This window comes from bacterium (assembly GCA_024224155.1).
Lineage (GTDB): Bacteria > Acidobacteriota > Thermoanaerobaculia > Multivoradales > JAHEKO01 > CALZIK01.
This window is the reverse complement of sequence record JAAENP010000149.1, coordinates 1-12056: the sequence shown is the minus strand read 5'-3', so window position 1 is coordinate 12056 and position 12056 is coordinate 1. Positions and strand designations below refer to the sequence as shown.

Sequence of the window (12056 nt, the reverse complement as noted above, 5' to 3'; positions counted from 1 at the left end):
TAACTGGGAAGCACGACTATCTCAGGCAGAACTTCGAGATAGGATCATGGCCCCATGCCCTCGGCCGAGCTGTTTCGCCACCGCGTCCATGAGCGCAATCTCTTCGGCGTGGTTCACTTGCCCGAAGAAGAAGGCCTGAGGCCCGCGGTTGTGATCTGCCACGGCTTCAAGGGCTTCATGGACTGGGGGTTCTTTCCCTACCTGGCCGACCTCCTGGCCGATCGCGGCTATGTCGCGATTCGATTCAATCTCTCGGGCTCGGGAATGAAGCCCGGAGATGAGCTGGTCACCGATCCAGAGGCCTTCCGGACCGCCAGCTTCTCCAAGGACTTCGAGGAGCTCCGCTCGATCGTAGGCTCGGTCGGCAGGGACATTGCGCCACACGCCGCGGACCCCGACAACATAGCGATTATTGGACACAGCCGCGGCGGAGGAACCGCTCTGCTCACCGCGGCGGCGTCGCCCGTGAAGGCCTTGGTGACCTGGTCCGCGGTGTCGACATTCGACCGTCTGACCGATGAGGAACAGCGACACTGGCGCCTCGAGGGCTCGATCCCGATCGTCAACGCAAGAACCGGACAGGAGCTGGCACTCGGCACCGAGGTGCTCGACGATCTCGAGGCCCATCGATCTCGTCTCGATTTGGTGTCGGCAGCAACTGCGCGCCAGGCCCCATGGCTGATTATCCACGGAGACGACGACGAGACCGTCCCGGTCGAGGAGGCCGAAGCCCTGGCGGCGGCGGCCAGACCGCCGGTATCGCTGCTGCGCATCTCTGGTGCCTCGCACACTTTCGGCGTCTCACACCCGTTTGCCGGACCCACGCCACAGCTGATCGAGGCCATGAACGCCACCCAAAGCTGGCTGAGACGCCACCTGAAGTAGGATCCCGACGGATTCGGGTGGAACGAGGAGTCTTTATGGATATGCATTTTGAGGGTGTGATCTTCCACACCCATGCGGATGAGCTCGAGCGGCGTCTCGGGCATGACTTTCCGCCCTTTGCCGTACTGGACGTGCGACCGCAAACCGACCACGCAAGAAGGCGGATCCGGGGCAGCATTAGTATCGACGCCGACCATCTGGAACAGCTTCCCGAGGGCACCGATATGGCCACGGAGTTCTTCGTTGTCGGTACCGGACACGCCGACGCTGCGGTCCGCCGCGCAGCACTAGCGCTCAAAGGGATCGGGGCTCGCCGGGTCGTCGAGGTAACCGGCGGCTATTACGAATGGCGGCGCAGGGGCTTGCCCGAGGAGACCGGTCAGACCGCGGCCTAGGCGCGCCCTCAGCCCGCTAGCTCACCGCCCAGTCCCTGGACTGCAATGACCTCGTAGCCGTCGCCCACCGCACGCATTCTTACCCGAACCTCCCGTCGCACGGCGGTCTCGAGGTCCATTGGCCGGCGGACGGTCATCAAGAAGGAGCACAAGTAGACCCCGGGCTCGGACGGATCTTCCTTGCCCCTGTGCTCCCGCAGGCCGTCGATCAGATCGCGCTGTTCGACGAAAGACTCCTCGAGGGTCTTCCGCACACCGGGACTGATGGAGTAGCTGCTCACTTTGGGCCCTCTCGGGAAATCAGATCGAGGAGCCGGTCGGCGTCGAGCTGCGCCAGCGTCGGCACCACCAAATCGGCGCCCGCGGCCTGCAGTTCTGTCTGGCTGGTGCTCCCCGTCGCCACACCCACTGAGACCATCTCCCATGCCCGGGCACAGTCCACATCGAGTGTGGTGTCTCCAATAATAACCGTATCTCCCCTGCGAATCGCTCTTCCAAGCCGCCTTTCCGCTCTCTCCCGGGCCATCGGCGGCAGAGTGCTGCGATCGGGGTGACCGTCGCCGAAAGCCCCGACAGCGAAGTATTGATCCAGACCGAACCGCGCCAGTTTGATCGCGGCGGCGACTTCCCAGTTGCCGGTTTGCAGCCCCAGAACGATCGTAGGATCCTCAGCCAACTCGTCGAGAAGCTCGAACACGCCGGGAAGCACGGTCATGCTGGACGCATCGAGCATGTCACCCAGCATCTTGAAGTAGCGTTTCTGCACGTCCTGTAGGCCCGACTCGATCTCCCTTGCCGGTTTGCCGGCAAGGGACAGAAGCTCGTAAGCGATCTGATGATCTGTCTTGCCTGCGAAACTGTAGTCGTCGATCGGGCCCGCAGTTCCGAACACACGCTCGAGCGCGAGCCCGAAGACACTCAGCTCGCGCCGCGCAATCGACAGAAGCGTACCGTCGATATCGAAAAGCACGAGCTTGGCTAACGCCATTTGGGCGGCGCCTTGGTCTCGAGAAACGTCGTGATGCCGTGACGGCAATCGTCGGTATCGCGCGCCCGAGCGTTCGCCTCGGCCGCAGTCTCCAGAGCCTCGGCGAGAGGGCGGCCGGTCACCTCGAGCAGCAGGGATTTGGTGCGCGCGATCGACTCCGAGCTTGCCCGCTCGAGGATCTGTTCCGCCAATGCCTTCGCCTCCTGCCGAGCTCTCCCGCGCGCCACGACGCGATTGACGAGACCCAGTTCGAGAGCTTCCGAGGCACTCACGAATTCGGGGTTGAGCAGAACCTCTCGCACATCCGCCCCCTTGAGCCGCAGCGGCAGAAACGTTGCGACCAGTGCCGCCACGAAACCGATTCGTACCTCGCTGTACATGAAACGGGCGTTGTCCTCGGCAACCACGAAGTCGTGTGCCGTCGCGAGACCGCAGCCGCCTGCAACACAGGCACCCTGAACCCCCGCCACCGTCAGCGCCGGCTGCCGGAGCACCGCCTCGAACAGATCTTTGATTGCATGCGAGTCCGCCAGATTCGATTCGTGCCCGGCATCTCGCAGAGACCGCAGGTGGTTCAGATCGGCACCCGCGGAGAAGTGCTTGCCTTCTGCCACCAGGAGAACCGCTCGCACGCCCTCGGAGCGAAGATCGCGACGGTAGGTTGCCCTCAGGCGCTCGATCAGATCGGGTGACAGGGCATTGGCTCGGCTCGGCTCGTTGAGCTCCAGCCACAGCAGGTCGCCCTCTCGGGTCTCGTTGAGCGTCGTCAGTTCGCCGGCCTTCCCCGAAGCTACCGAATCAGCGACCAGAATACGCTGAAGATGCCGACAAAACCGATCACGACGTAGACCACCGCCGTCCACGGATTGGGGTCGCCACTGAGCATCTCGGCAGTAAAGCCCTGCACGAAGACCCCCAGCAGGCCGGCTCCCAGGAACTGGAGAAAGACGTTTCTGCGATTGCGCCCACTGGCTCTGAGCCGCTGGGCCGCATACTGGACATCGGCTTTCAACACGATGGGGTGCTCGCGAGCCCTGGCGGCAGCTACCGCGTCTCGTATCACTCGCTCGCCATAACGGCGCATGTACTGAACCGCCAGATCGCGAGCGTTCTCGTGAAATCGAACGTCAGGCTCTTCGCCCAAAAGGGGTACCCGCACTGGCTATACCTCGTACTGCCGTGAAAAGCCGGTTCGAGCGCTGAGCTCTTCGGCGACGCCGCCAATCGCATCGCGCAGAATCTCCCGCTCTCTGGCATTGAGCTCGCGTGGTAACCGAACGCCGCCGGATACCTGGATCATGGTCAACAGGATCCCGAGCAGCATGACCATACCGAGGCTGAACAGGGTGATCGCGATCACCTCGCTTCGCGCCACCCAAGCCATCGGCAGCACCCTCACGAAAAGTGCGGCCACTCCGGTCGCCATGAGCATGGAGAAAAGGCTGAACAGCACCGCCGCCCGGTTGGTTGGTGCGTGCAGAAAAAGACTGACCTGATCTCGGGCCTCTTCCAGCCGTTCGCCAACCGAAAGGTCACTGTCGGATTCGCCCCTGCCGAGCAGTCCTAGCAGCGAGCGCAGGAGCTCCTTCAGGCTCAGGTCCGCTTCGAGTCCCGCGCTGGCCTCGATCTCGGCACGGCGGATGGCCAGCTCGTCGAGGATGATCTTGCTCGGCGGCGGCGGATCGCCGACATAATCGGCCATCTGGGAGACCCTGCAACCGGCCTCCACCAGCGGTCCGACCTCGACGCCGGTGTCAACACCCAGACTCTCGAACATGCTGACCAGCTCCTCGGTAGCAATGTTCCCGACCGAATGCCGCACCGTGATCGCGCCGCCGATACCTCCAATCGACGAGTCGAAAATCCTCACTCCCGCCTGATAGGCGACGTAGGCGTTGGTCACGCCCAGCCCGCGCCGATCGTGGAGATGGACGCCGATGTGCTCGAGCCCGATGTGATCCTCGATCTGGCCAATGACCCGCTCGATATCCAGCGGCGTCGCCAGACCGTCCGTGTCCGAGAGCGCTACCGCTCCGCAACCCATGTCGATGAGTCGCCGGCAGATCGATTCCGTCAGTTCCAGCGGAGTTTCCTCGTTGGGCTGGCTCTTGTCCCTGAAAGCGTACGAGAGATAACCCCGCAGCTGGAAACCGTCACGCCGCGCCGCCTTCGCAACCTCCTCCGCCGCATCCAGGGCCTCGGCCACGGTCATGCGGGTATTGGCCTGCGAGTACGCTTCGGAAGCCGCCACGAACAAGGCCACCGTGTTCACTCGCTCGGCGTTGCGCAGAATCTCGTAGTACTCGAGCTTCGGTGCCAGCGCGGCGATCTGACCATCGTAAGGAGGCATTCTCTTCAAGAGCTCCGTGGTGTCCGCCATCGCGGGCACGACACGAGGGTTCACGAACGACCCGACCTCGATGTACGGAACTCCGGCGCGCACCAGCGCCTCCACGACTTGAAGCCGCGATTCCAGCGGAATCACGGCATGCCGATTCAGGATCTGCATGCCGTCGCGCAACGACACATCACATATCTGGACTTCCGACATCGTTCTCCTGCAGATGATACCGGACGATCCGAGGGCTCAGGAATCGTGCCGGCTATGTTTGCAGCACACCGGTCTTGAACTCGGCGACATGCGGATTGCGCGCGGCCGCCTCCAGGGAACGGGCAATGGTCTCCCGGGTTTCGCAGGGATCGATGATCGCGTCGACCCAGAGACGAGCTGCCGCGTAGCGCGGGTCTACCGCGTCTCGGTAGTGCCTCTGAATCTTCTCGAGCAGAGCCTCCTTTTCTTCCTCGGTGATCTCATCCGCGCCGTTCTTGACCTGGATCGAGAGCAGGGTCTTGGAGGCCTGCTCGCCCCCCATCACCGAAATCGCGGCGGAGGGCCACGCGTAGACGAAGCGCGCACCGTACGCCTTGCCACACATCGCATAGTTCCCGGCACCGAAGGAATTGCCGGTGAAAACCGTGATCTTGGGCACGACCGAGTTGGCAACGGCGTTCACCATCTTGGCGCCATCCTTGATGATTCCGCCCCGTTCGGCCCGGCTGCCGACCATGAAGCCGGTAACGTCCTGAAAGAACACCAGAGGAATCCCCTTCTGGTTGCAGAGCTCCACGAACCGCGCCCCCTTGTCGGCGGAATCGGAGTAGATCACGCCACCGATCTGGAGCTCCTTGTCGGCGGGCCCGGTGCCGGTTCTGCGCGACACGATCGAACGCTGGTTGGCCACGATCCCCACCGCCCACCCCTCGATCCAAGCGGTTCCGCAAAGAAGCGTTTTACCGTAGTTCGCCTTGAACTCGTCGAACTCGCTTCCGTCAAGGATCCGAGCGATCACCTCGTGAAAATCGTACGGCCGGGTCCGATCAATCGGCAGGAGGCCGTGTAGCTCCTCCACCGGATAGGCCGGCGCCGCCGGCTCACGCCGCGCGAAACCCGCGGTCTCAGGAGCCGCGAGCTGCGCGAACTGTCGCCGGATCGCAGCCAGGCACGATTGATCGTCGGGATGCCGGTGGTCGACGACACCGGACACGTCGCACTGAACGAGGGCGCCTCCGAGCTCCTGGTTGTCGATCTCCTCACCGATCGCCGCTTTCACCAGATGCGCCCCGGCCAGAAAAATCGAACCCGTGCCCTCGACGATGTGCGACTCGTCACTCATGATCGGCAAGTAGGCACCGCCCGCCACGCAGGGACCCATGATGGCCGCCATTTGGAAGATCCCTTCCGCGGACAATCGCGCGTTGTTGTAGAAGGCCCTGCCGAAGTGCTCCTTGTCGGGAAAGATCTCGTCCTGCATGGGCAGAAATACACCCGCGGAGTCGACCAGATAGATGATCGGAAGGCGATTCTCGAGGGCTATCTCCTGGGCTCTCAGGACCTTCTTACAGGTCAAGGGGAACCAGGCCCCGGCCTTGACGGTCGCGTCATTGGCGACAATCACACTGTCTCGGCCTGAAACCGTGCCCAGGCCCACAACCACGCCGGCCGCCGGGGCGCCGCCATGCTCCTCGTAGAAACCGTGCGCCACCCAGAGACCCAGCTCGAGGAATGCCGAACCTTCATCGCATAGGGCTCCGATTCGCTCACGGGCGCTGAGCTTCCCCTTCGCGGCCTGCCTCGCATGCCGCTCCGGCCCGCCGCCTTCGCGAATCACGTCCTCTTGCCGGCGCAGATCCTCGAGCCGCCCACGCCAATGCTCGTCGCGCTTGGCGTAGAGCTCGTTCTTGTTCAGAGTACTTTGGATTGCAGTCACAAGGCCTCCCTCTGCGGCACAAGGTTATCGAAAAAGCGTTGTAGCATCTCTTAATGAAAGTTCGTGTCCTGGCCTTCGCGACCGCGGCCGACGCATTGGGCAGCCGAGAGCTCGAGCTCGACGTCGAAGAGGGCACCACCGTGGGCAAGCTGCTCGCTCGACTGGAGGTCGAGGCCCCGGGGCTTGGACCGCTTCGCGACCGGCTTGCCGTTGCCGTTAACGGCGAGCTGGCGCCACCGGAAACGACTTTGACGGACTCTGCCGAGGTGGCGTTGCTGCCCCCGGTTTCGGGAGGCGACACGACACCCGTGCGACTGGTTTCGCGGCCCATTGACGCGAGCGAGGTCTCGATCCCCGACCCCACTTGCGGTGCCGAGGTGCTCTTTCTGGGTCGCGTTCGAAACCACAGCAGGGGCCGCGGTGTGACCAAGATCACCTACCAGGGATATCGAGCGATGGCCGAGGCCAGGCTGCTTGCCATTTGCCGCGACCTGTCGCGCGAAGGCACACAGCTTCGGATCGTTCACAGGCTGGGTGACGTCCCGGTGGGTGAGCTGAGCGTCGCCATTGCCGCCAGGGCTCCGCATCGCAGTGAGGCCTTTGCCGCATGCGCCCAGGCGCTCGAGCGGCTCAAACGCGAAACCCCGATCTGGAAGCTGGAGCACTACGACGACGGTTCGCTCGCCTGGCGAGAGGAAGAACCGCTTGCGGCCGGAACCGGCAGACCCGCCTCATCCGCCTGAGTTCGGACAAAGGCCACCAATCGCGAGTCCAGGTTCTCCCAGGAACGGCCCAACCGGTTCAGTAGCGCCTCGGCCGTGGCCGGCCGTCCTTCCGAGACATCGCGCAAGAATCCGCGAAACGCTGTGGCCAGGCCGGGTTCGGGCGAATCCAGCAACGAACGGACGAAGAACGAGGAGTGCCCGTAACGCAGAAAGCGACGCTCGTCGCGCTGAAACGCCTCCCAGTCGAGCCCGACCAACGACCGAAGCGCCTGCAACTCCCCCTCACTCACCGCTCGACCCAGCTCGATCACGGCTGCTTGACCGCCCTTGTATTCGGTTCGGGTGCCCGTGCGAACCGACGAGCCACCGAGCGTTCCCGGGAAGATTCGGAGCCCCTCGATTCGAGACTGCGCTAGATCGTCCGCCAGTCCCTCCTCCAGCCAGGGCGGGAGCGCCGGTCCCAGAGCGCGCTTGTTGAGAAGGTGAGTGAGCTCGTGAATCAGGGTTCCCGCAACCTCACTCCAGCCACGGCCCTCGGAATAGGTGGCCACCACTCCCGCACGGAGCATTCCTGGAACCGACACCTGAGGCACCTCGGACGCCGCTTCGAGAAACCGCAGATAGCTCGCCTCCGAAGCGAACAGAACCACCGCCTCCCGGGCCCCCGGGAGGGGCTCCACGTCGTAGCGGCTGACGTACACCGACTCGAGTTGAGCGGCTACTGCGGAGAGAAAGATCAAGAGGCCTCGGTTTTCTTCGTCCGTGTAGAGCCTGTAGGGCCCGAGCTTGTCCGGGCCTTTTGAATCCGCCAGCAATTCGGTTGCAGACGCCAGCACCTCCGGATCGGGTGGCCGCGACGGCAGCGGAAGAGGAGGCGCCGGCTCGCTGCCCAGGGGCGGCGGCTGGCCTGCGAGAGGTTCCCGGTACTCCGGAACAAAGACCCACCCTCTCAGGTCGTCGTACTCGACCTCGTACCAGTCCCCCTTCCGATCGAAAAGCTCGACGCTGGTGGCCGGCAGCGAGGCCAGCCGCGTCGATTGCTCGGAGGCCTCGGCAAAGAGAGTGCTGCCCTCCTCGACCAGGATTGTCGGCAGCACTTGACCCCGCCGGGAGGCGATCCGGTAGATGACCTCGACGCCGCCCTCCAGGTCCGTCTCCTCGGCCGGGGCAGGCGGCTGGCGATAGAGCTCGGCCAGGCGCTCGACCCAGGGACCGATGACCGCGGCCCTGGCCACCCTGTGGACCAGCCACGAGTCTGGAAACCGGGTGACGGCCGCCAGTCCCGCCAGCGCAATCACCAGCGCAAAGAGAAAGAGCTTGCCGAGGGGGTCGCGTCTCACCAGATCACCGCCCGTCCGAGCCTCCCGGGCTAGTACCGAGGCACACTCGAATCGACATCCAAGCTCCAGCGATCGATGCCACCGGCGAGATTCCAAACATCCGAGAATCCCTGGGCGCGCAGGAAACGAACCACCTGCGCCGAACGGGTCCCGTGGTGGCAGTACACCACCGAGCGCTGCTCGCGGTCGATCTCCTGCCACCGCTCGCCCAGTTCGTTCACCGGGAACCAAGCAGAGCCGTCGAGCCGGCAGATTTGTACCTCGACCGCCGTCCGCACGTCGAGCAGGGTCAGCGGCGATCCGTTTCGGAGCCACTCCTGGAGTCTCTCGGGAGTAATGTCCACCCCCTTCCCCGGAGTCTCCGAAACCGCGGGCTCGGTCTCGGACGTCGCGCAGGTCTCATCGTACTGCTCGAGCGCAGTTCGCGTGGGATTCGTGCCGCAAACCGAGCAGGCGTCGTCTCGAGGCAGGACGAGCTCGCGAAAGCCACCCGCGAGCGCGTCAAAGAGCAGCAGCCGTCCGACCAGCGGCCGGCCCTTACCCAAAAGCAGCTTCAAGGCCTCATTGGCCTGAAGTGATCCGATGACTCCGGGCAGAACACCCAGCACGCCCGCTTCGGCACACGACGGCACGGCTCCGGGAGGTGGCGGCTCGGGAAACAGGCAACGGTAGCAGGGACCTTCCTGCGCACAGAAGACCGAGACCTGTCCCTCGAATCTGAAGATGGAGCCGAAGACATCAGGCTTCCCCGCCAGCACACAGGCGTCGTTGACCAGATATCGCGTCGAGAAATTGTCGCTGCCATCGACGACCAGATCGTAGCTCGAGATCAAGTCCAAAGCGTTCGAAACATCGAACCGAAAGGCATGAGGTTCGACCGTGACGTGAGGATTGATTTCCTTGAGGCGCTCTGTCGCAACTTCGATCTTGGGCCGGCCGACATCACCGGCCGCATAGAGAATCTGGCGCTGAAGGTTGGTTTCGTCGACCTCGTCGAACTCGGCGACACCCAACGTGCCAACGCCCGCCGCCGCCAGGTAGAGCGCGGCCGGCGAGCCCAGGCCCCCAGCTCCGATGAGCAGCACTCTGCCCCGCTTGAGCTTCTCCTGCCCCTCGCGACCCACCTCGGGGAGGATCAGGTGGCGGCCGTACCGCCGAATCTCTTCGTGGGTCAAGGTTTCCTGACTTGGCTGCGATGTCTGGCTCGTCATGACTCAAGGCGATCGAAGTTCAGCGTTTCCTGGACAAACTCGCCGCCGCGGCGGCCCAGACGCCAGCTCTTGACCTCCGCCAGCTTGCCGCCGCGCATGCCGAGGATGACATAACACGTGTCCGGCCAAGCGTTACGGCGGTCGAGTGCACTCGGATGAGCCGAGCCGCTCGGGTGAGAATGATAGTAGCCCACGATCTCCAGTCCGTCCTCCCGAGCCTGGCGCTGCGCTTCCAAGATGGCCAGCGGCGCCACCTGGTATTCGTGCTTTCTTCGCTCCGTGGTCATGTTCTCGACCGGCATCGCATGGCATACGCGCGTCCGGCCGGACCCGGTTTCCGATCCGATCAGGATGCCGCAACATTCCTCAGGCAGACTCGCCTGGGCATGCCGAACCAGTTGCTCGAGAAGCTCTTCCGGCAGATCGAGAGACCGCCTGGCTTCGATCGGGCCGCCGCGTTCAGCCGAATCCAACGACAAAGGAGAGACCGATCGCAGCCAACGTCACGATGAGAATCACTACGGCTGCCACAGTGTGATCGAGTTTTTCGGGCAGCGAGGGATTGAGCATGCGAGCCAGCGCAAAACCACCGACGAAACCGCCCAGGTGAGCCCAGTTGTCGACGCCCGGCACGATCAACCCGAAAACGAAGAGCGCAATTGCATAGCCCCAGGCTTGGCGACCGAGATGCGCGGCGATACCGCGACGCCCGGCGTAGACCATTGCACCCAGTAGTCCGAACACCGCCGCTGACGCGCCGACGCTGATCGCGTAGGGAGACCCCCCCATGACAAAGGCCAGTGGATAGAGGTACGCACCACCGAAGGAGCTGGCCACGAAGCCAACCACCGACGAGATCAAGTAGATCAGGAGCATTCGTCCCGGCCCGTAGAGATGGGTAGTTGCCGGAGCCAACTGACGCACCCACATCATGTTGAAGAAGATGTGGAGCAGCCCCCCGTGCAGCCAGCCGGCCGTCAGAACCGTCCACCATCGGCCCGCCACCACCACCGGCAGAGCTCCGCTCGCACCAAGCCGCACCAGCGCCTCGCGCCCAGGCGACAGCAAACCGAAGAGCCCCTCGAAGCGGATCGCCGAAGGCTGAACCACGAGGCTCAGGACGTAGAGCACTATGCATCCCCAGACGATGAGGTGAGTGGCTCCATCCTCCAGATCCAGCCTGCGCAGGGCGCCCGCAAAACCCCACATTCCGGGGTTCTTCCGGCCACAGAACGGGCAGGCTTCCTGCTGAACCCCGACCAGCTTGCCACAGGAAGGGCAAACAACCGATCCGCTCGTCTGGCGGTTCAACAACTAGCCATCTTCCGTTTCGCCCCCGGGCGCATCGCCGGCCTCGGCGGCCTCGAGATCGGCAACAATTTGGTTGACCTCGGTCTCGGCCTTGCGGATCTTCCCTCGACACAGATCCAAGAGACCGGTGGCCCTCTTGAGCTGACCGGCGAGCTCGTCGATGTCGGTCTCCTCGGCTTCGATTCGCTGCAAGATCTCCTCGAGTTCGGAGATCGCTTCACCGAAGCTGAGTTCGAGGTCTTTCTTTTTGGTATCGCTCTCTGGGCTCATCGGGACTCCACTCGACTATTGACTACTCCCCGGGCCAACTGCGTCTGAAGGCGGCTTCCGGGCGCAATATCCGTAGCTGCTCGCAACACCTTACCGTCTTCGTCACGAGTAATCGAGAACCCCCGGCGTAGCGTTCGCTCCGGTGAGAGCTGACGGCAAAGGCGCTCGAGGTTGGTCAAGGTGGCACTCTGGCGTCGCATCTCAGCGCGTGACGATCGACTTGCCCGAACTGCCAGCTGATCAACCTTCGCTTCGGCCTGGCGAACACGTACGGACGCCACGGCCCGGAGCTGCGATCTCTGGGCGCTCGAACGGCCAACCGCCGCGGCGAGACGCGCACCCGTGCCCGATCGAAGGCGGCGGACCAGCACGCTCAGCCGCGAAACACCTGCGGTCACCTGATAACGAGCCCTGGAGAACTCACGGCTCAGCCTCTGCAGGGACACACGCACCGCCGCGAGAGGTGCGCGAGCGCTTCTCACAACGCGCTCCGTGAGCTCCGTCAGACGCACGTCCGCGGAGCGCACTCGCGCGGCCAGGAACTCCGCCGCCTGGGCCGGAGTCTTGGTCTTCGTGTGGGCCACGAGGTCGGCCACGGCCTCGTCGATTTCGTGACCGAGGCCCGTAATCACCGGGACCCTGGCACGGGCGAGCTCTTCCGCG

Annotated in this window: 15 protein-coding genes; 3 read left to right on the top strand and 12 right to left on the bottom strand. The window is 63.9% G+C overall.

Translation table 11 applies throughout. The features are described from left to right. Nucleotides 1–54: 54 nt before the first annotated feature. Entirely contained in the window at nt 55–885 is an 831-nt protein-coding gene (locus GY769_08485) for an alpha/beta hydrolase (GenBank protein MCP4201955.1), read from the top strand. A gap of 35 nt (nt 886–920) precedes the next feature. Next, entirely contained in the window at nt 921–1280 is a 360-nt protein-coding gene (locus tag GY769_08480; protein ID MCP4201954.1) for a rhodanese-like domain-containing protein, read from the top strand. Between the two features lie 8 nt (nt 1281–1288). On the opposite strand, the gene GY769_08475 is transcribed toward GY769_08480, so the two are convergent. The 6 genes from GY769_08475 to GY769_08450 are packed head-to-tail and all read right to left on the bottom strand — an operon-like array spanning nt 1289 to nt 6515. After that, nucleotides 1289–1561 carry a hypothetical protein gene (locus GY769_08475; protein MCP4201953.1) on the bottom strand — a complete coding sequence of 91 codons (273 nt, stop codon included), beginning with the start codon at nt 1559–1561 and terminating at the stop codon, nt 1289–1291. After that, a complete protein-coding gene (locus tag GY769_08470; protein MCP4201952.1) occupies nt 1558–2268 on the bottom strand; it encodes an HAD family hydrolase in 711 nt (236 codons plus the stop codon). Before GY769_08470 ends, GY769_08475 begins: the two co-directional genes overlap by 4 nt. Continuing rightward, nucleotides 2259–3131, bottom strand: a complete 873-nt coding sequence (locus GY769_08465) for an enoyl-CoA hydratase/isomerase family protein (protein ID MCP4201951.1) — start codon at nt 3129–3131, stop codon at nt 2259–2261. Before GY769_08465 ends, GY769_08470 begins: the two co-directional genes overlap by 10 nt. After that, nucleotides 3059–3427: a hypothetical protein gene (locus GY769_08460; GenBank protein ID MCP4201950.1), complete on the bottom strand. Its 369-nt coding sequence runs from the start codon at nt 3425–3427 to the stop codon at nt 3059–3061. Before GY769_08460 ends, GY769_08465 begins: the two co-directional genes overlap by 73 nt. A gap of 3 nt (nt 3428–3430) precedes the next feature. Then, nucleotides 3431–4819 carry a hypothetical protein gene (locus tag GY769_08455; GenBank protein MCP4201949.1) on the bottom strand — a complete coding sequence of 463 codons (1389 nt, stop codon included), beginning with the start codon at nt 4817–4819 and terminating at the stop codon, nt 3431–3433. A gap of 52 nt (nt 4820–4871) precedes the next feature. Beyond that, the gene (locus GY769_08450) at nt 4872–6515 is read right to left on the bottom strand and encodes an acyl-CoA carboxylase subunit beta (GenBank protein ID MCP4201948.1); all 1644 of its coding nucleotides are present in this window, start codon (nt 6513–6515) and stop codon (nt 4872–4874) included. Between the two features lie 74 nt (nt 6516–6589). Between GY769_08450 and GY769_08445 the strand changes: the two genes are divergently transcribed. Further along, nucleotides 6590–7279, top strand: coding sequence for a molybdenum cofactor biosynthesis protein MoaE (locus tag GY769_08445; protein ID MCP4201947.1), 690 nt, complete (start codon nt 6590–6592; stop codon nt 7277–7279). On the opposite strand, the gene GY769_08440 is transcribed toward GY769_08445, so the two are convergent. The 6 genes from GY769_08440 to GY769_08415 form a co-directional block, all read right to left on the bottom strand. Beyond that, nucleotides 7201–8601 (bottom strand): hypothetical protein, encoded by a 1401-nt coding sequence (locus GY769_08440; protein ID MCP4201946.1) that lies wholly within the window; start codon nt 8599–8601, stop codon nt 7201–7203. The genes GY769_08445 and GY769_08440 overlap by 79 nt on opposite strands. Before the next feature lie 29 nt (nt 8602–8630). Then, on the bottom strand, nt 8631–9812 hold the full coding sequence (moeB, locus tag GY769_08435; protein ID MCP4201945.1) for a molybdopterin-synthase adenylyltransferase MoeB: 1182 nt from the start codon (nt 9810–9812) through the stop codon (nt 8631–8633). Then, the gene (locus GY769_08430) at nt 9809–10285 is read right to left on the bottom strand and encodes a M67 family metallopeptidase (GenBank protein MCP4201944.1); all 477 of its coding nucleotides are present in this window, start codon (nt 10283–10285) and stop codon (nt 9809–9811) included. Before GY769_08430 ends, moeB begins: the two co-directional genes overlap by 4 nt. Continuing rightward, on the bottom strand, nt 10272–11123 hold the full coding sequence (locus GY769_08425) for a rhomboid family intramembrane serine protease (GenBank protein MCP4201943.1): 852 nt from the start codon (nt 11121–11123) through the stop codon (nt 10272–10274). The genes GY769_08430 and GY769_08425 overlap by 14 nt, the downstream gene beginning before the upstream one ends. A gap of 3 nt (nt 11124–11126) precedes the next feature. Continuing rightward, nucleotides 11127–11393, bottom strand: coding sequence for an exodeoxyribonuclease VII small subunit (gene xseB, locus GY769_08420; GenBank protein ID MCP4201942.1), 267 nt, complete (start codon nt 11391–11393; stop codon nt 11127–11129). Further along, nucleotides 11390–12056, bottom strand: a 667-nt coding sequence (locus GY769_08415; protein ID MCP4201941.1) for a hypothetical protein, incomplete at its 5' end; no start/stop codon positions are given. The genes xseB and GY769_08415, both read right to left, overlap by 4 nt.